Origin of the sequence: Pseudomonas putida, from assembly GCA_029953615.1 — a bacterium.
Classification (GTDB): Bacteria; Pseudomonadota; Gammaproteobacteria; order Pseudomonadales; family Pseudomonadaceae; genus Aquipseudomonas.
Genome location: CP124529.1, coordinates 383307 through 407597, shown reverse-complemented (window position 1 = coordinate 407597; position 24291 = coordinate 383307). Strand labels below are relative to the sequence as shown.

Here is a 24291-nt window from a genome sequence, read left to right as displayed (position 1 = left end):
GATTTACTCCTTCGCCTCGTTGCGGCCCAGGTGGAAGGCGGTGACGGCTGCTGCCAGCAGCAGCATCGACGCCAGTTCGACCACCAGCAGGTAGGGGCCGAACAGGCTGATGCCGACGGCTTTCGGGCCCACGGTGGTACCGCTGATGCCGGCGCCACTCGGGGTGACGAACAGCACGTACAGCAGCTCTGCCAGCAGCAGGGCGCCGAGGATCACCGGCCCGGCCCAGATACCGGGCTTGAGCCAGCCGCGTTCCTGGGCGACCGAGGCCGGCCCCAGGTTGAGCATCATCACCACGAACACGAACAGCACCATGATGGCGCCGGCGTAGGCGATCACTTCCAGGGCACCGGCGAACGGCGCACCCAGGGAGAAGAAGATCATGGCCACGGAAATCAGCGAAATGATCAGGTAAAGCAAGGCGTGCACGGGGTTGGTGCCGGTTACCACCCGAAGGGTGGAGACCACGGCGATCCCGGATGCGAAGTAGAAAGCGAATTCCATCTTTCTGTCCTTATGGGAGCAAGCTCTTCACGTTGATCGGCTCGGCTTCGTTCTGTGCAGAACCCTTCGGCTTGCCAGCGATTGCCATACCCGCAACACGGTAGAAGTTGTAGTCAGGGTTCTTGCCGGGGCCGGAGATCAGCAGATCTTCTTTCTCGTACACCAGGTCCTGACGCTTGAACTCGGCCATTTCGAAATCCGGAGTCAGCTGGATCGCGGTGGTCGGGCACGCTTCTTCACACAGGCCGCAGAAGATGCAGCGCGAGAAGTTGATGCGGAAGAACTCCGGGTACCAGCGGCCGTCCTCGGTCTCGGCCTTCTGCAGCGAGATGCAGCCGACCGGGCAGGCCACCGCGCAGAGGTTGCACGCTACGCAGCGCTCCTCGCCATCGGGGTCGCGGGTGAGGACGATGCGGCCGCGGTAGCGCGGCGGCAGGTACACGGGTTCTTCGGGGTACTGCAGGGTGTCGCGCTTGCGGAACCCGTGGGAGAACACCATTGCCAGGCTGCGCAGCTGGGTGCCGGTGCCCTTAACGATGTCGCCGATATACTTGAACATGGGTCAAATCCTCACTGGGCCGCGACGGCTGGCGTGTTGTAGAGCACGATCGCAGCGGTCACCAGCAAATTGATCAGGGTCAGCGGCAGGCAGAACTTCCAGCTGAAGTCCATCACCTGGTCATAGCGTGGGCGCGGGATCGAGGCGCGCAGCAGGATGAACAGCATGATGAAGAACGCGGTCTTCAGGGCGAACCACAGGAACGACAGTTGCGGCAGGATGCCGAACGGGCCGTGCCAGCCGCCGAAGAACAGGGTTACCAGCAGCGCCGAGATGAGGATGATGCCGATGTACTCACCGACGAAGAACATGCCCCATTTCATGCCGGCATACTCGATGTGGTAGCCGTCGGCCAGTTCCTGTTCCGCTTCCGGCTGGTCGAACGGGTGACGGTGAGTCACGGCGACGCCAGCGATGAAGAAGGTGCAGAAGCCGAAGAACTGCGGAATGATGAACCACAGGTTCTGCGCCTGGTATTCAACGATGTCGCGCATGTTGAACGAGCCCACCTGCACCACCACGCCCATCAGCGCCAGGCCCAGGAACACTTCGTACGACACGGTCTGCGCCGAGGCACGCAAGCTGCCCAGCAGGGCGTACTTGTTGTTCGACGACCAGCCGGCGAACAGCACCGCGTAGACCGACAGGCCGGCCATGGCGAAGAAGAACAGCAGGCCGATGTTCAGGTCGGCGACGCCCCAGGTCGGGGTGATCGGGATGACCACGAAGGCGATCAGCAGGGCGCTCATGGCCACTACCGGTGCCAGGGTGAAGATCACACGGTCGACGAAGGGCGGGTTCCAGTCTTCCTTGAAGAACATCTTCAGCATGTCGGCAGCGATCTGGAACATGCCGAACGGGCCGACGCGGTTCGGACCGTAACGGTCCTGCCACCAGCCTAGCAGGCGACGCTCGACGAAGCTGAGCAGCGCACCGCAGACCACCACCGCCAGCAGGACCACGATGGCCCGCAGCACGGTGAGGATCACATCGATCACTTCGGGGGTGAACCAGCTCATTGTGCTGCCTCCTGCAGACCTTCGACGGATGCACCGAAGATGGCAGGCGGAATGCCAGCCAGGCCTTTCGGCAACGCGACCAGGCCAGCGCCCAGCTCTTCATTGATACGCAGCGGCAGGCGCAGGGCCACACCGGCCACGTTCAGGCTCAGCAGGGCACCGTCGTTGACGCCCAGGCGGTCGGCTTCGGACTTGGCCAGGGCCACGTAGGCTGCCGGGATGCGCTGTTGCACCGGGGCGGCGCGCGAGGAGCTTTCTTCGCTGCCGAACAGGTGGAAGAACGGCACGGCAGTCCAGGTGCCACGTGCCGGGTTGAAGGCACCCGGAATGGCGTTGAACCAGTGCAGGCGGTCGCCTTGCGATTCGATCAGGCGCACGCCTGGGTCACCGGCACGCAGGTGGCCACCGACCTCGTCCTGGAACTTGTTCCAGGCTTGTGGCGAGTTCCAGCCCGGCGACCAGGCGAACGGCACCTGCTGGCGCGGTTCGGCCGAACCCGAGTAGCCTTCCATGGAGAAGGCGAACGCGGTGTCCTTGTCTTGCGGGGTGCGCGGCTCGTGCACGCTGATGTTGGCGCGCATGGCGGTACGGCCGGAGTAGCGCAGCGGCTCGCGGGCCAGCTTCAGGCCCTTGATGCGGAACGCGGCGCTTGGTGCGGCGTTGACGATGCCGGCCAGTTGCGGAACGGCTTCGGCGCAGGCGCTGGTGACGTGGTCCAGCTGGGTCCAGTCGACCGGCTTGTTCAGCAGGGTGGCACGCAGCGCGTGCATCCAGCGCCAGCCTTCGTGGATCAGGATGCTGCTGTCCAGGTATTGCGGGTCGAACACCTGGAAGAAGCGCTGGGCACGGCCTTCCTGGCTGACCAGGGTACCGTCGCCTTCGGCGAACGAGGCCGCTGGCAGCACCAGGTGGGCGCGGTCGATAGTCGGGGTTTTCGAGTGGTCGGCAACGATCACGACCTTGGCCGCAGCCAGGGCAGCGTCGACCTTGGTAGCCGGTACGCGGGTGTACAGGTCGATTTTCCAGCACGACGATGGCGTCGGCCTTGCCGCTGATGACCGCGTCCAGCGCGGCATCGACCGACTCGCCACCGAGCATGGCCAGGCCGAGGCTGTTGGCTTCAGGCACCACCAGGCTCAGCGAGCCGTTCTTCTCGCGCAGCTTCAGCGCCTTGGCGATGTTGGCGGCAGCTTCGATCAGCGCCGGGTCGGCCAGCGAGGTACCGGCTACGACCAGTGGGCGCTTGGCCGCGACCAGGGCGTCGGCGATGCGCTGGGCCAGGGCTTGCGCTTCGGCGTCCAGGCCTTCGACGGCCGGGGCGCTCGGGTCGATGGCGTGGGCCACGGCGAAACCGATGCGGGCCAGGTCGGCCGGGGCGGCGTGCACGCACTCCTCGGCGACGTCGTCCAGCTTGGTTTCAGCCAGCGAGGCGATGAACAGCGGGTACAGCGCGTGCTGGCCGATGTTCTTCACCGCGGCGTCGAGCCACGGCTGCACTTTCATCGCTTCAGCCATTGCGCCTCGGCCTTGCCCTTGGTGGCCTGGCGCACGGCCAGGGCGACGCGGGCAGCGGTCTGGGTCAGGTCTTCACCGAGCACGAACACGGCGTCGTGGTCTTCGATGTCGCGCAGGGTCGGAACCGGCAGCGGGCTGTTGTTCAGTACGTTCAGGGCCAGGCGTACGCGGGCCAGTTCGCCGGCTTCCATGCCCGAGTAGAAGTACTCGGCACCGACCAGTTCACGCAGGCCGTAGTTGCTTTCCAGGCTGGCGCGTGGCGAGCCGATACCGACGATGGTACGGCCGCGCAGCAGGTCGGCAGCCTTGTCCAGGGCGGCGTCCAGGCCCAGCTTGGTGCCGTCTGCCAGGTGTGGCTGGCGTGGGCGGTCCTTGCGGTTGACGTAGCCATAGCCGAAGCGGCCGCGGTCGCACAGGAAGTACTGGTTGACCGAACCGTTGAAGCGGTTCTCCACCCGGCGCAGTTCGCCGTAGCGCTCGCCCGGGCTGATGTTGCAGCCGCTGGAGCAGCCGTGGCAGATGCTCGGGGCGAACTGCATGTCCCACTTGCGGTTGTAGCGCTCGGAGTGGGTCTTGTCGGTGAACACGCCGGTCGGGCAGACCTCGGTCAGGTTGCCGGAGAATTCGCTTTCCAGCACGCCGTCTTCGACGCGGCCGAAGTACACGTTGTCGTGAGCACCGTATACGCCCAGGTCGGTACCACCGGCGTAGTCCTTGTAGTAGCGCACGCAGCGGTAGCAGGCGATGCAGCGGTTCATCTCATGGGCGATGAACGGGCCGAGGTCCTGGTTCTGGTGGGTACGCTTGGTGAAACGGTAGCGGCGCTCGTTGTGGCCGGTCATTACCGTCATGTCCTGCAGGTGGCAGTGACCGCCTTCCTCGCACACCGGGCAGTCGTGCGGGTGGTTGGTCATCAGCCATTCGACGACGCTGGCGCGGAACGCCTTGGACTCTTCATCGTCGATGGAGATCCAGGTGCCGTCGGAGGCAGGGGTCATGCAGGACATGACGATACGACCACGGGTGTCGTTTTCGTCGGTGTACTGCTTGACCGCGCATTGCCGGCAGGCGCCAACGCTACCGAGCGCCGGGTGCCAGCAGAAATAAGGGATGTCGAGGCCGAGTGACAGACAGGCCTGTAACAGGTTGTCTGCACCGTTGACTTCGAGCGCTTTGCCGTCTACGTGGATAGTGGCCATTGTTCAAAGTTCTTCGTTGGCCCGCGTGAGCGGGCGTGGCTAATGGAAATCGGTGAGCTTGCGACACGCCTCGATCGCTCGGGCCTGCCGGCAAGCTGGCGAGTGGCACGGACCACCCGCCTTCATCATCTTGTTATGCGCCGACCACGATCGGCTTCGCCAAATTGGGGCGCAGGGTGTCACCAGCAGACGCTGGCGCGACACCGGCCTCGAACTCGGACCGGAAGTATTTGATGGCACTGCCCAGCGGCTCGACGGCACCCGGTGCGTGAGCACAGAAGGTACGGCCAGGGCCGAGGAAGTTGACCAGCCCGAGCAGCGTCTCGATGTCTTCGGCGCGACCCTGGCCTTTTTCCAGTGCGCGCAGCATCTTCACGCTCCACGGCAGGCCGTCACGGCATGGGGTGCACCAGCCGCACGACTCGCGGGCGAAGAACTCTTCCATGTTGCGCAGCAGCGAAACCATGTTGATGCTGTCGTCGACCGCCATGGCCAGGCCAGTACCCATACGGGTGCCGACCTTGGCGATGCCGCCGGCGTACATCTGTGCGTCGAGGTGCTCGGGCAGCAGGAAGCCGGTACCGGCGCCGCCTGGCTGCCAGCACTTGAGCTTGAAGCCGTCGCGCATGCCGCCGGCGTAGTCTTCGAACAGTTCGCGGGCGGTGACGCCGAACGGCAGTTCCCACAGGCCCGGGTTCTTCACCTTGCCGGAGAAGCCCATCAGCTTGGTGCCATGGTCCTCGCTGCCTTCACGGGCCAGCGACTTGTACCAGTCGTTGCCATTGGCGACGATGGCCGGGACGTTGCACAGGGTTTCGACGTTGTTCACGCAGGTCGGCTTGCCCCACACGCCCACGGCGGCAGGGAAGGGCGGCTTCGAGCGCGGGTTGGCGCGGCGGCCTTCCAGCGAGTTGATCAGCGCGGTTTCTTCACCGCAGATGTAGCGGCCGGCACCGGTGTGCACGAACAGCTCGAAATCGAAGCCGCTGCCGAGGATGTTCTTGCCCAGCAGGCCGGCGGCCTTGGCTTCCTCGATGGCGCGGTTGAGGTTTTTCGCTGCGGTGGTGTATTCGCCACGCAGGAAGATGTAGCCACGGTAGGCCTTCAGGGCGCGGGCACTGATCAGCATGCCCTCGACCAGCAGATGGGGCTGTTGCTCCATCAGCATGCGGTCCTTCCAGGTGTTCGGCTCCATTTCGTCCGCGTTGCACAGCAGGTAGCGGATGTTCATGGATTCGTCTTTGGGCATCAGGCCCCACTTCACGCCGGTGGGGAAGCCTGCACCACCACGGCCCTTGAGGCCGGAGTCCTTGACGCTTTGCACGATATCGTCGGCGGACATCTGCGCCAATGCCTTGCGCGCAGCAGCGTAGCCGTTCTTCGACTCGTACTCGGCCAGCCAGACCGGCTCGCCGTCGTCACGCAGGCGCCAGGTCAGCGGGTGGGTTTCGGCCGTGCGCGCGATGCGGTTGGCCGGGCCGAAGGAAGTAATGGTCATACGTAACCCTCCAGCAGTTTGGAAACGCCAGCCGGCTGCACGTCACCGAAGGTGTCGTCGTCGATCATCAGCGCCGGGGCCTTGTCGCAGTTGCCCAGGCAGCACACCGGCAGCAGGGTGAAACGGCCGTCGGCGGTGGTCTGGCCGAGGCCGATGCCCAGCTCGCTCTGGATCTGGCTGACCACCGACTCATGGCCGCCGATGTAGCAGACCATGCTGTCGCACACGCGGATGATGTGGCGGCCGACCGGCTGACGGAAGATCTGGCTGTAGAAGGTGGCGACACCTTCGACGTCGCTGGCCGGGATGCCCAGCACTTCGCCGATGGCGTGGATGGCGCCGTCCGGCACCCAGCCACGTTCCTTCTGGACGATCTTCAGGGCTTCGATGGACGCCGCGCGCGGGTCCTCGTAGTGATGCATTTCGTGCTCGATGGCCGAGCGCTCGGTTTCGCTCAGGGCGAAACGGTCTGTCTGGATAAGCGTGCTGTTCATGCTTAGCGGTCCACGTCAGCCATAACGAAGTCGATACTGCCCAGGTACGCAATGAGGTCGGCGACCATGCTGCCTTTGATCACCGAAGGGATCTGCTGCAGGTGCGGGTAGCTCGGGGTACGGATCCGGGTGCGGTAGCTCATGGTGCCGCCATCGCTCGTCAGGTAGTAACTGTTGATGCCCTTGGTCGCCTCGATCATCTGGAACGACTCGTTGGCCGGCATGACCGGGCCCCACGAGACTTGCAGGAAGTGCGTGATCAGGGTTTCGATGTGCTGCAGGGTGCGCTCTTTCGGCGGCGGCGTGGTCAGCGGGTGATCCGCCTTGTACGGGCCTTCCGGCATGTTGCGCAGGCACTGGTCGATGATGCGGATACTCTGGCGCATCTCCTCGACACGGACCATGCAGCGATCGTAGGCATCGCCGTTGTGGGCCAGCGGTACTTCGAACTCGAAGTTCTCGTAGCCGGAGTAGGGGCGCGCTTTACGCAGGTCGAAGTCGCAACCGGTGGCACGCAGGCCGGCACCGGTGGTACCCCAGGCCAGCGCTTCCTTGGTGTTGTAAGCGGCAACGCCGATGGTACGGCCCTTGAGGATGCTGTTCTGCAGGGCGGCCTTTTCGTACTCGTCGAGGCGCTTGGGCAGCCATTCGACGAAGTCCTTGACCAGCTTGTCCCAGCCGCGCGGCAGGTCGTGGGCGACGCCACCGATGCGGTACCAGGCCGGGTGCAGGCGGAAACCGGTGATCGCTTCGATCACGGTATAGGCGCGCTGGCGGTCGGTGAAGGTGAAGAACACCGGGGTCATGGCGCCGACGTCCTGGATGTAGGTACCCAGGAACAGCAGGTGGCTGGTGATACGGAAGAACTCGGCCAGCATCACGCGGATGGTGTCGACCTTCTGTGGCACCTTGATGCCGGCCAGCTTCTCGACGGCGAGCACGTACGGCAGGTTGTTCATTACCCCGCCGAGGTAGTCGATACGGTCGGTGTAGGGGATGAAGCTGTGCCAGGACTGGCGCTCGGCCATTTTCTCGGCGCCACGGTGGTGGTAGCCGATGTCCGGTACGCAGTCGATGATCTCTTCACCGTCCAGCTGCAGGACGATACGGAAGGCACCGTGGGCGGAAGGGTGGTTGGGGCCGAGGTTGAGGAACATGTAGTCCTCGTTGGCGCCCTGGCGCTTCATGCCCCAGGCTTCCGGGTTGAAGCGTGCCGATTCCTCTTCAAGCTGCTGCTTGGCCAGGGTCAGGCTGTAGGGGTCGAACTCGGTGGCGCGGGCCGGGTAGTCCTTGCGCAGCGGGTGGCCTTCCCAGGTGGGCGGCATCATGATGCGGCTGAGGTGCGGGTGGCCGGCAAAGTCGATGCCGAACATGTCCCAGACTTCGCGCTCGTACCAGTTGGCGTTCGGCCAGATACCGGTCACGCTTGGCAGGTTCAGGTCGCCTTCGCTGAGCGACACCTTGATCATCACGTCGCTGTTACGCTCGATCGACAGCAGGTGGTAGAACACGCTGAAGTCGGCGGCCGGCAGGCCGCGGCGCTGGGTGCGCAGGCGTTCGTCGACGCCGTGCAGGTCGTACAGCATGCTGTACGGTTTGGCCACGCCGCGCAGGAAGCTGAGCACTTCCTTGAGCTGCTCGCGCTTGACCCACAGCACGGGCATGCCGGTGCGGGTTTCCTGGGCGACGAATGCTTCGGCGCCAAAACGGTTGTGCAGTTCGACGACCACATCCTGGTCGTCTGCCTTGTAGGGCGGAATGAAAATAGCGTTGTCCGCTGTCATGGTCTCGGTCGCTTTGGGTCAACGTTAAGAATGAAGCCAGGCCGCCGGCTCCAGGGGAGCGGGCGGCAGGTCGCTGGATCAGACTTCGTCGGGGCTGCGCAGGTTGGTTACGGCGATGCGCTGCTCACGACGCAGGTCCTTCTGGGCTGGCATCTCGGCACGGTAGATGCCTTGATCACCAACAACCCAGGAAAGCGGGCGTCGTTCTTGGCCGATCGACTCCTGCAGCAGCATCAAGCCTTGCAGGAAAGCCTCAGGGCGCGGCGGGCAGCCGGGCACATAGACGTCCACGGGGAGGAACTTGTCGACCCCCTGAACGACCGAGTAGATGTCGTACATGCCGCCGGAGTTGGCGCACGAACCCATGGAGATAACCCATTTAGGCTCGAGCATCTGCTCGTAAAGGCGCTGGATGATCGGCGCCATTTTGACGAAGCAGGTACCGGCGATGACCATGAAGTCGGCCTGACGCGGCGAGGCCCGGATGACTTCGGCGCCGAAGCGGGCGATGTCGTGGGGTGCCGTGAAGGCCGTGGTCATTTCCACGTAGCAGCAGGACAGGCCGAAGTTGTACGGCCAGAGGGAGTTCTTGCGACCCCAGTTGACCGCGCCACGCAGCACATCTTCAAGCTTGCCCATGAAGATGTTCTTGTGGACCTGGTCCTCCAGCAGTTGATCGGTGACGGTTTCCCGTTCACCGACCGGGTACTGCTCGTTGGGCGCATCCGGATCGATTCTGGTGAGATTGTATTGCATGCCAAAGCCTCATTGTTTCAGCTTCGCTTGCCGCTTGCGGCGACCTTCGGGAGCCCAATCAAGTGCCCCGACGCGCCATAGGTAGACAAGACCAGCCAACAGAATTGCTATGAAAACGAGTGCTTCGACGAATCCGGTCCAGCCGCTTTCGCGGACGGACACAGACCATGCAAAGAGAAAGAGGGCTTCGATATCGAAGATCACGAACAGCATCGCGACCAGATAGAATTTGGCGGACAGGCGCAGGCGGGCGCTGCCGACGGGCAGCATGCCGGATTCGAAGGGTTCGTTCTTGGCGCGGCCCCAGGCCTTGCTACCGAGCAGGCTGGACAGGCCGAGCATGAAGGCGCACAGGCCGACGACACCCAGGAGGAAGATGGCAAAGCCCCAGTTGTGGGCGATGAGTCCTGCCGAATCGGACATGCTAGAGATCCTTATACAGAGACCCAGCTCTGCAGTCTGAAATAAGTGTAGAGCGGCGACCTGGTGTCGCACATGCAGTGACCAAATGTCGCAGCTGAATCAATCGCGCTGATTTTATGGGTAAACCCCGTGCAAGTAAAATTTCTGTCGCAAATTTATTCGTAGGATTAAGTACAAAATCCGCTTGTAACTGGCTGAAAGCCTTGAGATTCGGGCATTGCGTGCGGTTTTGTTAATTATGTTTCTTGCGCCGGGTAACGAATTGCAAGTTTCGAAATGATAATTAATATCATTTGATCTGGTGTCCTGTAATTGGGCTGTTCTGCGCCTTGTAAAGTTCATCTGGCGATCCCCTCTACTTGCAAATGCGAAAAACGCCTGTTCTAGCAGCATCCGACACCGCTTGCCCCGCTCTGGGTCAATACTTTACCGATTGAGCGCCGACTGGCTGATGAAGCGATCGCCCACTGGCCTGGCCAGTAGGTGAGGATAATCAGGTAAGGCGCGGCGGGGAACGGGCTGACGAAGCGGTCGATACCGATCAGGCTGTCGGAGAGCACGAACAGGCAGGCGCCAAGCGCTGCGAGCCCGCCGCAGGCCAGTGCGCGCCAGAGCATGGCGCTGATGGCCAGGGCGTACACTGCGACCGGGATCAGCAATGGGCCGAGGCCGTGGCTGGCGAGTACGCCGAACAGGGTGATGCCGGTGAGGGCGCTGAGCAGGAATGCGGGCAGGGCGGGGCGCAAGGTTTGGCCGCAGTAGGCGCGCAGGTAGGCCAGGTGGGCACAAAGGAATGCGACCAGGCCGAACACGAACAGGTCGGCGGGGATGGCCAGCAGGATGTCACCGAGTACCGAGAAGGCCAGGCCGAGGGTGATCCAGCGGCGATAAGGTGTGGCGGGAGCGCTACGCAGCCAGGCGATCAGGGCCAGTACCGGGATCGGTTTGGCCAGCAGGGCGAGCAGGGTGTTGTCGCTGGCCAGTGCATATAGATAGAGGGCGGCGGCGACCAGGGCGATTGTGGTCAGGTGGCTTGGACGGGGCATGGGCGGTCCTTGCGGCTGGGCTGCCACAAGCATAGACCTGATTATGGGGTTTGTTGGTGATGCCTTTGGATTGTGTGAGGGCTGCCATGGGGGCGGCGAAAGGTATGCGGCGCTCGATCTCCGCAACACCAGAAAAATCAAACTGGACACCTCGCCGCCCTGACGCAATCGGGCGCAGAACACCTGACATGTCGGATTTAACCCCTTCCCTGTGGTAGCTATGCGTGTGGGCACGCTTGCGTGCGCCGGTCTTTCTTTTCTTTCCACCGGTCTGTCAACCCGCGCATAGCTGCCACCCAACCGTTTGACAGCGGGCGGATGGCGGCCAAACAGGAAAGAAAGGAGCGAGTCATGCTGAAAGTTATCCCCGATCCACCCGCAACCCCCAAGGCCTGCACAGTACCTGTGGGAGCGGGCACGCCCGCGAACACCGGCAGCGCCGGTGCCATCCACCGCGTCGCCTGTTTCGCGGGCACGCCCGCTCCCACAGGTACGGCGGCAACTCGAAGCCAGCGCAGTCCCTGTGGGAGCGGGTTTACCCGCGAAAGGGCCGGTACGGACAAAAACAAAGGCCCGGGGCTTTCACAAGCCCCGGGCCTTCCTTCAACCGCAACCCACTATCAGTGGAACTGCTCTTCCTCGGTCGAACCAGTCAGTGCAGTCACCGACGAAGCCCCGCCCTGAATAACAGTGGTCATGTCGTCGAAGTAGCCAGTGCCCACTTCCTGCTGGTGCGCCACGAAGGTGTAGCCCTTGTTGGCGTCAGCGAACTCCTGCTCCTGCAGCTTCACGTAGGCGGTCATGTCGTTGCGGGCGTAGTCGTGCGCCAGGTTGAACATGCCGTGCCACATGTTGTGGATGCCGGCCAGGGTGATGAACTGGTGCTTGTAGCCCATGGCCGACAGTTCGCGCTGGAACTTGGCGATGGTGGCGTCGTCCAGGTTCTTCTTCCAGTTGAACGAAGGCGAGCAGTTGTACGACAGGATCTGGTCCGGGTATTCCTTCTTGATCGCTTCGGCGAAGCGGCGGGCTTCGTCCAGGTCCGGCTTGGCGGTTTCACACCAGATCAGGTCGGCGTACGGCGCGTAGGCCAGGCCGCGGGCGATGGCCTGGTCGAGGCCGGCGCGTACCTTGTAGAAGCCTTCACGGGTGCGCTCGCCAATCACGAACGGCTGGTCGTACGGGTCGCAGTCGCTGGTCAGCAGGTCGGCGGCGTTGGCGTCGGTGCGGGCCAGGATGATGGTCGGTACGCCCGATACGTCAGCGGCCAGGCGAGCAGCAACCAGCTTCTGTACGGCTTCCTGGGTCGGTACCAGCACCTTGCCACCCATGTGGCCGCATTTTTTCACCGAGGCCAGCTGGTCTTCGAAGTGCACGCCGGCGGCGCCTGCTTCGATCATGTTCTTCATCAGCTCGTAGGCGTTCAGTACGCCACCGAAACCGGCCTCGGCGTCGGCCACGATCGGTGCGAAGTAGTCGATGTAACCGTCGTCGCCCGGGTTCTTGCCGGCTTTCCACTGGATCTGGTCGGCGCGGCGGAAGGCGTTGTTGATGCGCTTGACCACGGTCGGTACCGAGTCGACCGGGTACAGCGACTGGTCAGGGTACATGGACTCGGCCGAGTTGTTGTCGGCGGCAACCTGCCAGCCGGACAGGTAGATGGCCTGGATGCCGGCCTTGACCTGCTGCACTGCCTGGCCGCCGGTCAGGGCACCCATGCAGTTGACGAAATCTTTTTCTGGGCGGAAGGACGGGTGGGCACCTTCGGTGACCAGCTTCCACAGTTTTTCTGCACCCAGACGGGCCAGGGTGTGCTCCGGCTGCAGGGAGCCACGCAGGCGAACGACATCAGCGGCGGTGTAGGTACGGGTCACGCCTTTCCAGCGCGGGTTCTCGGCCCAGTCTTTCTCGAGGGCTGCAATTTGCTGTTCGCGTGTCAGTGCCATGGAAATAAACCTCGTCGCATCGATCTTGGGGTAATTGTGCTGATGCTCGGAGCAGATCAGGAGCTGGCGGCTGTCCTGTTCGCAGGAGTGCGGCGGCGAACGCGAAGGCTCGAAGGGGAAGGGGGTGCAGGCCAGGCGAAAGGGTGCTCCGGCAGGTCGGCTCGTGGTTGCCTTGCTGCGGTGCTACGCGATTGCCAGTACTGCGGTGATGCGCTTCCGTCCCTCGGGACAACTTCTTCGTTGCAGTCGCAATCCCGTCGAACCGCCTTGTGGGCCGTATAGACACGAGACGCCTCCAGGGGTGGGGGGAGCGCGCCTCGAAGGCCCTTGCCAGGGCCCCTGATTAGCGGGAGCGAGGCCATCATGCCCTTGGGAAAAAGACCCTGTCAAATGTTTTGTAGTGGTTTTTTTCACTTACTACATCTTTGGTCTAATGCGACTTGGCAGTCAGTTTCAAGGCCTTTGGTCGAAGCCTTGAATTGCCTGGGATCAGTCGAGAAGGTCGACTTTGACCCGCAAAGTCATGTTTTCACCCCGTTGGGTGCTGTAACTGTGGCTTGACGCGCTACGGTCGGCTTGGCTCTGCTGGTTGTAGCCTGCCAGGGTGATCCATTCTCCGAGCTTGCCGGTGATTGTCGTGTCGGTGCTTTGCACTTTCACTACATCTGCACGTTCCTGGCTGATGCGGTCATTATTGGTGCTTATTTGCAGACGAACCGTATCGCCGCTCAGGCTTGGCGTAACGTAGAAACCCTGGGTCACGTTGCGGTATTCGGTGTTGCTCTGGATGCGCCCGTAGCCGTCGGTGCTGGTGCTGGTGATCGGGATGCTCTGGCCAACCTGGATCAGCGCCGGCTGGCCTTCGCTGGCCTGCACCTGTTGCATGCCACCGTCACGGTTGCTGGTGCCGTAGTGGATGACACGTGCGCTGCCACGGTTGTCCTGGAAGTTGCTGTCATTGTTGTCGACGCTGATCAGCAGGCGCTTGGGTGCGGTGTCCAGCTGTTGCAGCAAGGTGCGCAGGTCGTCGATGCGCTCGGGGCTGGCATTGACAATCAGCTTGTTCTCGAAGGCGCTGACCGTGCCGTCGTTGCCGATGAACGCCTGGGCGGCGGGCAGCAGTTCGGCGCTGCTGCGGTGTTGTAGTGGCAGCACCTCGGTGGCGGCCTGGGCGGTGAGGCTGGCCGCCAGTAGCAGGGCGGCAAACAGGGGGCGTAGCGGCATGTCCATGATCTCCGCAGGTGGAATCGACATGATGGCAAATTTAGCGGCTGGCTGCTGGATCTGGATCACGTCCATGATGTGGCTGAGTGGGTGATTTATCGGCTTTTATCTTGTAGGCTATAAATTATAGCCATTCAAGATAATTGAGGGTAATTGCATGTCACCCATCCGCCCGCTTCTACGGCGTGATCAGTTGGCCAAGGCTTTGGGCCAAGACCTGGCCGGCGAGTCGCTGGTCGATTACAGCTCGGGCATGTTCCTCGCCGCGCCCCGACGTACGGGCAAGAGCACCTTCCTCAACAACGACTTCATTCCGGAATGCGTACAGCGCGGCTGGCTACCGGTTTACGTCGACCTGTGGTCGGACCGCGACGCCGCGCCGGCAGAACTCATCAGTGGCGCCATCGGTGCTGCGCTGGGTAGCTTCGAAGGTGCTCTGGCCAAGGCTGCGAAAAAGGCCGGTATCGACAAGATAAACCTACTGCGTACCCTCAGCTGGGATTTTACTCGCCCGCAATTGCCTGAGGGGACTACCTTGGCTCAGGCACTTGCCGTGTTGCATCAAGTGTCGGGGCAGATGGTGGTACTGATCATCGACGAGGCCCAGCATGCCCTCAACAGCGAAGATGGCCTGAATGCGATGTTCGCGCTGAAAGCCGCGCGTGACCATCTCAACCGTGGTGACCGCCCGGACGGTTTGCGTCTGGTGTTCACTGGCTCCAGTCGCGACAAGCTGGCCAATCTGGTGCTGAAGAGCAAGCAGCCGTTTTATGGTGCGAGTATCACGCCATTCCCGTTGCTGGGGCGTGAGTATGTCGAGTTCATCACTGACTTGTGGAACCGGCGCCTGGCCGCCAGCAACCAGTTCAAGGTCGAGGACCTTGTGTACGCTTTCGAGTTGGTCGGGCGCCGCCCTGAAATGCTCAACAAGCTGTTGGCCGAAGCGAGCGTGGGCCTGGGTGAGGCGGGCAACCTGGGTGAATTACTGCGCACAGGGGCGCTCAATCATCAGGCGGGCGTGTGGGGTGACTACGAAAGCGCCTGGAACGACCTGTCAGCCTTGCAACAGGCGGTGCTTGAGGTTATGGCCGAGTGCACGTTGGGCCGGCAGCCGTTTTCGCCATTTACCGAGCAAACCTTGAGGGATGTGAACCGTAAGCTGGAGCAGGCCCAGGCGGAAGTCAACGCCAGCACGACTAGCGTCCAGAAGGCCCTTGATGCCCTGCGTGCCAAGGAGCTGGTATGGAAGGCCAATCGCGGTGAGTACGCGCTTGAGGATGCTTCCATGGCTGAATGGCTTGCACGGGACAAGGCGGCGGGCCGCAGCTGAACCTTTGATCTACCCCACCAGTCGCACGCACAGGGATTGAGTGGGGCTAAGTGCATGAAGCGTGTTCTGATCTTTTTGTTGTGCCTGTGCAGCCTTTGTGCCGGGGCTGCAACTGATTCGTTGCGCATCAAGCAGCTGCAGCGTTGCGGCGACCTGCTTGGCGATGGCCAGCAGCGATGGTGCCTGCGCGCCGAGGGGCTCGGGGCGCAGCTGCCGACGGTCTGGTTCGGTGGTGCGCGGCTGCCGACAGCCGATTTCGAGCGGCAAGGTGACCGGCTTACGCTGAAATTGGCGAAACAAGCCCTGCGCAGTGCTCCGCTGTGGCTGGAGGACGGCGAGCGCACCAGCAACCCGGTTTGGCTCACCCGTCAGCGCAGCCATGTTGTGGCCGCCGGGCCTGATGAAGTGGCGAAGAACATGGACGGACTCACCACCTACGTGGACCTGGTAAGCCTTTTGATCGAGGAAAAACATGATGGCCTCGGTGAAGCCCGACGGATCGCCGGGAAGTACGGCGCCCAGGTCGTGGGTGCCATACCGCCGCTGAATGTCTACCAGTTGCGCTTGCCAGTGGGCGACCTGGTGCAACGCGACGCGATGATCCTGCGCATGGGCAGTGAGGTCAGCGTGGATGCAGTGATTGTCGAGGAGTCTGCCCCTGAGCGTGGCGAGGAAGGTAGCGGGCGCGACGCACTTGCCATCAATCAGGCGGATGAATGGGCCGCCAACCGCTTCATGGACGCGCTGTACTACTACCAGCGGCGAATTGCCGCTTCCGGCTTGCCGGTGCAACCGGTGCGGGTCGGGGTGGTCGAGCGAGAGGTGGACTTCGACGCGCCAGGCTTCAGCCATCACCGAGGGCGCTGCGAGCAGGCACAGACGTGCTTGTATGCTCGCGACGGTGACCGACCAGGCAGTCACGGCAGCCATGTGGCCGGTATCCTGGCGAACCAGGATGAAGGCTTTTTGCCAGGGCTGGGCAAGCACAGTCCTGGCTTCGAGGTGATTGTCGAACGCAACTCGGATGCCGGTATCACCGCCAACATCGCTGCCTCGGTGAACCTGGTCGAAGACGGCGTACGGGTGTTGAACTGGAGCTGGGGGATTCACCGGGTCGGGGCGAAGAACGTGAAAGGTGATGAGGTCGATTCGCTGGTACGTTCAGGGCTGGCGATGAGTGGCTATGAAGAACTGCTAGAAGAATTCTTCCTCTGGCTGAGGGCAAAGCATCCTGATGTGGTGGTGGTGAACTCGGCCGGTAATGGCGCGTCCTGGTCGGGCACCGATGAGTACCGGCTGCCGTCCTCGTTCATCACCGAGCAATTGCTGGTGGTGGGTGGCCACCAGCGCAGCGACAGGCCGGTGCCGGTCGAAGACTCGCGCCATGTGCGCAAACGCCACAGTTCCAACATCGACATGCGTGTGGACATCAGTGCGGCTGCCTGCATCCGCCCGGCGCCGGCCGCCGAGGCGCATTGTGGCACGTCGTATGCTACGCCGCTGGTGACCGCCACCGTGGCGACCATGCTGGCGATCAACCCGGCCCTGACCCCGCAGCAGGTGCGCATGCTGTTACGGCGCAGCGCCTTGACCCTGGGCAGCGAACAGGACTTCGAGGCCATGGATGCCGAAGACCTGACCGCGCCGATACTGCCTTCGGAGCGCGGCGGGCGGCTGGACCACCCCGACCTGGGACGCTCGGCACGCCTGGACATGCAGCGGGCACTGGACCTGGCCATACAAAGCCGGGACCGGGTGCGCTGAACGGTGGCTGCTGGCAGACAAATTCCGTAACATCGCGCCCCTCGTTTTTCCCGTCCGCCCCGGACTGCACCACAGGATCCCCATGAAACCCGCCCGACTCCGCGCCGACCTGCTCGCCGGCCTGACCACTTCTTTCGCCTTGGTGCCCGAATGCATCGCGTTCGCCCTGGTGGCCCATCTCAACCCGCTGATGGGCCTGTACGGGGCGTTTATCATCTGCACCCTGACGGCGCTGTTCGGTGGCCGGCCGGGGATGGTTTCCGGCGCAGCCGGCTCGATGGCGGTGGTGATCGTTGCGCTGGTGGTGCAGCACGGTGCGCAGTACCTGCTGGCCACGGTACTGCTGGGCGGCATGGTGATGATCCTGTTCGGTCTGCTGCGCCTGGGCAAGCTGGTGCGGTTGGTGCCGTACCCGGTGATGCTCGGCTTCGTCAACGGCCTGGCGATCGTCATCGCCCTGGCTCAGCTGGAGCATTTCAAACAGGGTGAGCACTGGCTCAGCGGTGCGCCGCTGTACCTGATGGTTGGTCTCGTGGCTCTGACCATGCTGGTGGTTTATGTGCTGCCGAAATTGACCCGTACGGTGCCGCCGGCGCTGGTGGCAATCCTCAGCGTTGGTTTGCTGGTGTACCTGCTGGGCCTGCCCACTCGCACCCTGGGCGACATGGCGCACATCGCTGGTGGCCTGCCACACCTGGCCCTGCCGGACGTACCGTGGAATCTTGAAACCCTGAAGATCATCATCCCTTACGCGGTGCTGATGGCCATGGTCGGCCTGCTGGAAACCCTGCTTACGCTCAACCTGACCGATGAAATCACCGAAAGCCGGGGCTACCCGGACCGCGAATGCGTGGCGCTGGGCGCGGCCAATATGGTTTCCGGGCTGTGCGGTGGCATGGGTGGTTGCGCGATGATCGGCCAGACAGTAATCAACCTCAGCTCCAATGGCCGTGGCCGGCTGTCGGGCGTGGTGGCCGGGGTGATGGTGCTGCTGTTCGTATTGTTCCTGTCGCCGCTGATCGAGCGCATTCCGCTGGCGGCGCTGGTCGGGGTGATGTTCGTGGTGGCGCAGCAGACCTTTGCCTGGGCGTCGTTGCGGGTACTGCACAAGGTGCCGGTCAGCGATGTGCTGGCGATTGTTGCCGTGACCGTGGTTACGGTGTTTACCGACCTGGCCATGGCGGTGCTGTTCGGTGTCGTCATCGCAGCGGTGAACTTTGCCTGGCAGCATGCGCGCGAGCTGTATGCCGACAGCCACGATGATGGGGAAGGGGGCAGACATTACCAGGTGCATGGCACGCTGTTCTTTGCCTCGACCACGCCGTTCCTGAACCAGTTCGACCCGGCCAATGATCCGGCCAAGGTGACCCTGGACTGCCAGCATTTGAGCTTTGTCGATTATTCGGCGATTGCTGCGTTGAAGACTTTGCGTGAGCGGTATGCCAGGGCGGGCAAGCAGTTGCGGGTCGTGCATTTGTCGGAGCGCTGCAAGAAGCTGTTGAAGCGGGCTGGGGAGCAGCACTGAGGGTTGGTTGTTGTCTGTGCCGGCCTCTTCGCGGGCGCGCCCGCTCCCACAGAGGCTATGCGATCCCTGTGGGAGCGGGCGTGCCCGCGAAGAGGCCGGCGCAGGAGAAAGATTTATTCCCCGCGGTTCTTCTTGACGATGGCATCGGCAATGCTCGCCGGTGCCTCGGCATAGCGGGTGAACTCCATCGAGAAGCTGGCCCGACCCTGGGTCATCGAGCGCATCGAGGTGGCGTAGCCGAACATCTCGCCCAGCGGCACCTCGGCACGGATCACCTTGCCGGCCGGCGTTTCGTCACCATCCTGGATCATCCCGCGGCGCCGGCTAAGGTCACCGAGGATGTCACCCTGGTACTCTTCCGGGGTCACCACCTCCACCTTCATCACCGGCTCCAGCAACACCGCCCCACCTTTCTGCGACAGCTGCTTGGTGGCCATCGAGGCGGCGATCTTGTAGGCCATTTCGTTGGAATCGACGTCGTGGTACGAGCCGTCATACACCGCCGCCTTCAGGTTGATCAGCGGGTAGCCGGCGAGCACACCGTTCTTCATCTGCTCCTCGATGCCCTTCTGGATCGCCGGGATGTACTCGCGCGGCACCACGCCGCCGACGATTTCGTTGATGAACTCCAGGCCTTCCTTGCCCTCGTCGCCGGGGGCGAAGCGGATCCAGCAGTGACCGTACTGGCCGCGGCCGCCGGACTGGCGGACGAAGCGGCCTTCGATCTCGCAGGTGTTGCGGATTTTTTCGCGGTAGGCCACTTGTGGCTTGCCGATATTGGCCTCGACGTTGAACTCGCGGCGCATGCGATCGACGATGATGTCCAGGTGCAGCTCACCCATGCCCGAGATGATGGTCTGTCCGGTCTCCTCGTCGGTGCGTACGCGGAATGACGGGTCTTCCTGGGCCAGCTTGCCCAGGGCGATGCCCATTTTTTCCTGGTCGGCCTTGGTCTTCGGTTCCACCGCCACGGAAATGACCGGGTCGGGGAAGTCCATGCGTTCGAGGATGATCGGCTTGTCCATGTCGCACAGGGTATCGCCGGTGGTCACGTCCTTCATGCCGATCAGTGCGGCGATATCGCCGGCGCACACGTCCTTGATTTCCGCCCGCTGGTTGGCGTGCATCTGCACCATGCGGCCGATACGTTCCTTCTTGCCCTTGACCGAGTTGAGTACCGCATTACCGGAGCTGAGTACGCCGGAATAGACCCGCGCAAAGGTGAGGGTGCCGACGAACGGGTCTGTGGCGATCTTGAAGGCCAGGGCCGAGAACGGCTCTTTGTCGTCGGCGTGGCGCTCCAGGTGCTTCTCTTCGTCATCCGGGTCGGTGCCGCGGATGGCCGGGATTTCCGAAGGGGCGGGCAGGTAGTCGATGACCGCGTCGAGCATCAGCGGCACGCCTTTGTTCTTGAACGATGAGCCGAGGATGGTCGGCACGATTTCGTTGTTCAGGGTGCGTTTGCGCAGCCCGGCCTTGATCTCCTCGATGCTCAGTTCCTCGCCATCGAGAAACTTCAGGGTCAGCTCGTCATCAGCCTCGGCCGCCGCCTCGATCATGTGCGCGCGCCATTCGTCGGCCAGCGCCTGCAGCTCGGCGGGGATGTCTTCTTCGCGGTAGCTGGTGCCCTGGTCGGCATCGTTCCAGTAAATGGCCTTCATCTTCACCAGGTCGATCTGGCCCTGGAAGTTTTCTTCGCTGCCGATGGCCAGCTGGATCGGCACCGGGTGGTGGCCAAGGCGCTGGTCGATCTGCTTGACCACGCGCAGGAAGTCGGCGCCCTGGCGGTCCATCTTGTTGATGTAGGCCAGGCGCGGCACGTGGTACTTGTTGGCCTGGCGCCATACGGTCTCGGACTGTGGTTCGACCCCGTCCGCGCCACTGAACACCACCACCGCGCCATCGAGCACGCGCAGCGAGCGCTCCACCTCGATGGTGAAGTCGACGTGGCCGGGGGTGTCGATGATGTTGAAGCGGTACTTGTGGGCGAACTGCTTGGTCGAGCCCTGCCAGAAGGCGGTGGTCGCCGCCGAGGTGATGGTGATGCCGCGTTCCTGCTCCTGGGCCATCCAGTCCATGGTCGCCGCACCATCGTGCACTTCGCCCATCTTGTGGTTGACCCCGGTGTAGAACAGGATCCGCTCGGTGGTCGTGGTCTTGCCGGCATCCACGTGGGCGACGATGCCGATATTGCGGTACAGCTCGATGGGCGTTGTACGGGCCATGGCGGACTACCTGCGGGTGAGCGGATTCTCCCACGGTAGCAGAACGGGAGAATCCTGCTTTACCGCCGGGCCGTCAGTCGGCCTGAGCCTGCAGCAGCCACTGGCCATCCACTTCGCGGGCCAGGCCGCTGGCAGGCAGCAGGGCCAGCAGGCGCGCGTGCAGGGCGGCTTCGGTGAAGGTCTTGAGGGTGGTCAGGTCCAGTGCGCCGACCAGGTTGAGGTCGGCCTTGGTGTACGACAGCCAGGCCTTTTTCAGGACCTGGGCCACGTCGCTGCCGGCGGTGCTGGCGAAGCGGCGGTGCCACTGGCTGCCGTCGAAGGTGAAGGTATGGGCGTGGCTGTAGGTGTTCTGGTCGCCACCTTCGGCGCAGCGGTGGCAACGGCATGGGCCTTCGCCGAAGGCGTTGCGCAGGTAGCTGTTGAAGTCCACCACGGGCTTGAGGGACAGGCGTTTGTCGACTTCGAACAGGTCGGCGATCAGGGGTTCTTCGGCGCTCACTCGGGATCCTCGTGTGGTGTGGCGTGCATCGGCGGGCACCCTAACAGATCGGGCCCTGCAGATCACCTTTTGCAGGTCTGGCCCCTTCGCGGGCTCGCCCGCTCCCACAGGTGCTGTGCACAATCTGAGCAACATGCGATCCCTGTGGGAGCGGGCATGCCCGCGAACAGGCCGGTAGAGACAATAGAGACCACCTGCCGTACTCTACGCGCCCAAACGCCAAACACCCACAGAGGTAACCCCGCTTGAGCACCAAGTACCCGTACATCGCCACCATCACCGTCAGCGCCGAAGACCGTGGTGGCGACGCCGAGGCCTCCGAAAACCCCAACATGCGCGTTGGCCTGGAAGCGGTGACCGAAACCCTGAAAAAGGTGCACTTCGTCGGTACGCTCGCGGCCCCTGAAAAGAACGCCACGCACATCTGCGTGACCCTGGAAAACGGCCTGACCTATTACGGCCCGATCGTCAACGGCCACGCCGAACTCGAAGGCGGCTGGATTGCCTTCGAGTCCGACATGCTCACGCCGGCAGAACTGGGCTTGTAAGTATCAGTTCAGCTCGGCCAGGCACTGCTCGAGGATATCCAGACCTTCTTCGAGCACTTCGGCCTCGATGGTCAGTGGTGCCAGCAGACGGATGATGTGCCGCGCCTTGCCGCTGGGCATCAGCAACAGCCCCCTGGCGCGTGCCGCTTCCATCACCTTGGCCAGTTGCGCCGGTGCCGGGCTGCCGTCGGCATTGACGAACTCGATCCCGCGCATGGCGCCGACGCCGGTCAGGCGGCCGATGAACGGGCTCAGGCCCGAGGCCTTCCAGCGCTCGAAACGGCGCACGATTGCCTGCTCCTGGCGCTCACCCCAGGTGGCGACGTTCTCGTCGGTCATCTGCGCCAGGCTGGCCAGGGCTGCGGCGCAGGCGATCGGGTTGCCCGAATAGGTGCCGCCCAGGCCACCCTTGGGCAGTGCTGCCATCAATTCCTTGCGCCCGACCACCGCACCCAGCGGCATGCCGCCGGCAATGCTCTTGGCCACCAACAGCAGGTCGGGCTCGAGCCCTAAGCGCGGGAAGGCGAAGCGCTGGCCGGTGCGGCCAAAGCCCGACTGGATCTCGTCGATGATGATCAGGATCCCGCGCTCGTCGCAGAAGCGGCGCAGGGCCTGGGCGAAAGCTGGGTCAAGGGCGAGGAAGCCGCCTTCGCCCTGCACCGGCTCGAAGATGAACGCCGCTACGTCTTCCACTGCCAGTTCGACGCTGAACAGGCGGTCCATGGCCTTGAGCGCCTGTTCGCAGGTTACCCCGGTGTCGGCGCTGGGGTAGGGCAGGTGGTAAACCGGCCCCGGCAGTTCACCGACCCGCTGCTTGTACGGGGCGACCTTGCCGTTGAGGTTAAGGGTGGCCAGGGTGCGACCGTGGAAGCCGCCGTCGAAGGCGATGATGGCGCGCTTGCCGGTGGCCGCGCGGGCCACTTTCAGGGCGTTTTCCGCGGCTTCCGCGCCGCTGTTGGTGAGCATGCCGGCCAAGGGGTAGCTGACTGGCACGAACTGGCTCAGTTGCTCCATCAGCGCCAGGTAAGGGCCATGCGGGGCCGCGTTGAAGGCGTAGTGGGTCAGGCGCGCGGCCTGGGCCTGGATCGCCTCGACCACGGCCGGATTGCAGTGGCCCAGGTTGAGTACGCCGATACCGCCGACGAAGTCGATGTAACGTTTGCCGTCGGTATCCCAGACTTCGGCATTACGGCCATGGGAAAGTGTGATCGGGTGAACGATGGCAATGGACTGGCTGATACTTTCCTGGTTCATGGGCACGCGGACCTTTGTTCGAGTTTCTTATTATCCAAGCGTGTCGGCGGGTTATTCCGCAAACGAATTATTCGATTGCGGTCATTCCCTGGATTCTTGATCTCACCATTTTTTTTGTTGCCTGTGCGGGCCTTTTCGCGGGCTTGCCCGCTCCCACAGGTACTGCACAGCATTCGAACCTGCAGCGATCCTGTGGGAGCGGGCAAGCCCGCGAAAAGGCCGGTGCAGGCAGCATCAATCCCCCTCGGCCACGCGCTCCCGAATCCACTGCACGAAGGCCCGCACCTTGGGCACTTCCGCTGCATGCTCGGCATGCGCAATGAAGTGCCGGCCATTGCTCGCCACCGGGTGGTCCCAGGCCACCACCAGTTTGCCCTCGCTCAGCTCTTCGGCCACCAGGTAGCGCGGAATCAGGGCGATACCGCAGCCGGCAATGGCCGCGCGGATGCACAGGTAGAACGTGTCGAAGCGCGGCCCGTGGTAGCTGTTCTGGCTATGCAACCCCAGCCCCAGGAACCATTCGTGCCAGGCCTCCGGGCGCGACACGCACTGCAACAGGCGGTGTTCGGTCAGTGCCCGGGCGCTGTCGAACCGGTGGTTGGCCAGCAGCTGCGGGCTGCATACCGGCACCACTTCCTCGCTGAACAGCTCGATGCAGGTTGCCCCGGGCCAGGTGCCCTGACCGAAGAAAAACGCAATGTCGGCCTTGGCCTGCACCAGGTCGAACGGCTCCAGCTCATTGCGGATATCCAGGTGGATGCGCGGGTAGCGGTCGCCAAAACCCTTCAGCCGAGGTACCAGCCAGCGCGCGCCGAAGGTGGGCTGGGTGGCAATGCGCAGCACTTCGGTCTCGTCGCCGTAGCTGAGGATGTAACGGCTGGAAATGTCGATCTGGGTGAGGATCTTGTTCACTTCGGTGAGGTACAGGGCACCGGCCGGGGTCAGGTGCAGGCGCCGGCGAATGCGCTGGAACAGCGAGTGCGACAGCATGTCCTCCAGCTGTGCCACCTGCTTGCTGACGGCGCTCTGGGTCAGGTGCAGTTCCTGGGCCGCGCGGGTGAAGCTGAGGTGGCGGGCGGCCGCTTCGAAGCACTGAAGGGCGGTGGTCGAAGGCATCAGGCGTTTGGACATGACGGGCAAATCCGAGCAAAAAAGGAAGGAGTTCATTCCATAACGGAA

The 24291-nt window shown here is 63.2% G+C and carries 19 protein-coding genes and 1 pseudogene; 4 read left to right on the top strand and 16 right to left on the bottom strand.

Annotation, left to right across the window (positions count from 1 at the left end; all coding sequences use genetic code 11):
- Positions 1-3: 3 nt before the first annotated feature.
- From nuoJ to QIY50_01855, 12 genes and pseudogenes are all read right to left on the bottom strand, one after another.
- Positions 4-504, bottom strand: coding sequence for an NADH-quinone oxidoreductase subunit J (gene nuoJ / locus QIY50_01910; protein ID WGV21074.1), 501 nt, complete (start codon positions 502-504; stop codon positions 4-6).
- A 10-nt stretch (positions 505-514) separates the two neighbouring features.
- Positions 515-1063, bottom strand: coding sequence for an NADH-quinone oxidoreductase subunit NuoI (nuoI, locus tag QIY50_01905; GenBank protein WGV21073.1), 549 nt, complete (start codon positions 1061-1063; stop codon positions 515-517).
- A gap of 11 nt (positions 1064-1074) precedes the next feature.
- A complete protein-coding gene (gene nuoH / locus QIY50_01900) occupies positions 1075-2082 on the bottom strand; it encodes an NADH-quinone oxidoreductase subunit NuoH (protein ID WGV21072.1) in 1008 nt (335 codons plus the stop codon).
- Positions 2079-4796: pseudogene (gene nuoG, locus QIY50_01895) on the bottom strand (NADH-quinone oxidoreductase subunit NuoG). The gene nuoH and the pseudogene nuoG overlap by 4 nt, the downstream one beginning before the upstream one ends.
- Positions 4797-4929: 133 nt before the next feature.
- Positions 4930-6294: an NADH-quinone oxidoreductase subunit NuoF gene (nuoF, locus tag QIY50_01890; protein ID WGV21071.1), complete on the bottom strand. Its 1365-nt coding sequence runs from the start codon at positions 6292-6294 to the stop codon at positions 4930-4932.
- The gene (gene nuoE, locus QIY50_01885) at positions 6291-6788 is read right to left on the bottom strand and encodes an NADH-quinone oxidoreductase subunit NuoE (protein WGV21070.1); all 498 of its coding nucleotides are present in this window, start codon (positions 6786-6788) and stop codon (positions 6291-6293) included. Before nuoE ends, nuoF begins: the two co-directional genes overlap by 4 nt.
- 2 nt (positions 6789-6790) lie before the next feature.
- Positions 6791-8572, bottom strand: coding sequence for an NADH-quinone oxidoreductase subunit C/D (nuoC, locus tag QIY50_01880; GenBank protein WGV21069.1), 1782 nt, complete (start codon positions 8570-8572; stop codon positions 6791-6793).
- Positions 8573-8650: 78 nt separating this feature from the next.
- Entirely contained in the window at positions 8651-9328 is a 678-nt protein-coding gene (locus QIY50_01875) for an NADH-quinone oxidoreductase subunit B (GenBank protein ID WGV21068.1), read from the bottom strand.
- Between the two features lie 9 nt (positions 9329-9337).
- Positions 9338-9751 (bottom strand): NADH-quinone oxidoreductase subunit A, encoded by a 414-nt coding sequence (locus tag QIY50_01870; protein ID WGV21067.1) that lies wholly within the window; start codon positions 9749-9751, stop codon positions 9338-9340.
- A gap of 383 nt (positions 9752-10134) precedes the next feature.
- On the bottom strand, positions 10135-10797 hold the full coding sequence (locus QIY50_01865; GenBank protein ID WGV21066.1) for a lysoplasmalogenase: 663 nt from the start codon (positions 10795-10797) through the stop codon (positions 10135-10137).
- Between the two features lie 620 nt (positions 10798-11417).
- Complete coding sequence (aceA, locus tag QIY50_01860; protein WGV21065.1) at positions 11418-12743, bottom strand: isocitrate lyase; 1326 nt, start codon at positions 12741-12743, stop codon at positions 11418-11420.
- 489 nt (positions 12744-13232) lie between these two features.
- Positions 13233-13997, bottom strand: a complete 765-nt coding sequence (locus QIY50_01855) for a secretin N-terminal domain-containing protein (GenBank protein ID WGV23138.1) — start codon at positions 13995-13997, stop codon at positions 13233-13235.
- Between the two features lie 127 nt (positions 13998-14124).
- Between QIY50_01855 and QIY50_01850 the strand changes: the two genes are divergently transcribed.
- From QIY50_01850 to QIY50_01840, 3 genes are all read left to right on the top strand, one after another.
- On the top strand, positions 14125-15297 hold the full coding sequence (locus QIY50_01850) for a hypothetical protein (GenBank protein WGV21064.1): 1173 nt from the start codon (positions 14125-14127) through the stop codon (positions 15295-15297).
- A 54-nt stretch (positions 15298-15351) separates the two neighbouring features.
- The gene (locus tag QIY50_01845) at positions 15352-17061 is read left to right on the top strand and encodes a S8/S53 family peptidase (GenBank protein ID WGV21063.1); all 1710 of its coding nucleotides are present in this window, start codon (positions 15352-15354) and stop codon (positions 17059-17061) included.
- Between the two features lie 82 nt (positions 17062-17143).
- A complete protein-coding gene (locus QIY50_01840) occupies positions 17144-18586 on the top strand; it encodes a SulP family inorganic anion transporter (GenBank protein WGV21062.1) in 1443 nt (480 codons plus the stop codon).
- Positions 18587-18699: 113 nt separating this feature from the next.
- Here QIY50_01840 and fusA read toward each other — a convergent pair whose 3' ends face one another.
- Together fusA and QIY50_01830 are read right to left on the bottom strand one after the other, a co-directional pair.
- A complete protein-coding gene (fusA, locus tag QIY50_01835) occupies positions 18700-20811 on the bottom strand; it encodes an elongation factor G (protein WGV21061.1) in 2112 nt (703 codons plus the stop codon).
- 73 nt (positions 20812-20884) lie between these two features.
- Complete coding sequence (locus QIY50_01830; GenBank protein WGV21060.1) at positions 20885-21310, bottom strand: hypothetical protein; 426 nt, start codon at positions 21308-21310, stop codon at positions 20885-20887.
- A gap of 245 nt (positions 21311-21555) precedes the next feature.
- On the opposite strand from QIY50_01830, the gene QIY50_01825 reads away from it, so the two are divergent.
- Positions 21556-21858: a hypothetical protein gene (locus QIY50_01825; GenBank protein ID WGV21059.1), complete on the top strand. Its 303-nt coding sequence runs from the start codon at positions 21556-21558 to the stop codon at positions 21856-21858.
- Positions 21859-21861: 3 nt separating this feature from the next.
- Here the strand turns inward: QIY50_01825 and QIY50_01820 are convergent, their stop codons facing one another.
- Entirely contained in the window at positions 21862-23112 is a 1251-nt protein-coding gene (locus QIY50_01820) for an aspartate aminotransferase family protein (GenBank protein ID WGV21058.1), read from the bottom strand.
- Positions 23113-23346: 234 nt separating this feature from the next.
- Positions 23347-24243 (bottom strand): transcriptional regulator GcvA, encoded by an 897-nt coding sequence (gcvA, locus tag QIY50_01815; GenBank protein WGV21057.1) that lies wholly within the window; start codon positions 24241-24243, stop codon positions 23347-23349.
- Positions 24244-24291 lie beyond the last annotated feature (48 nt).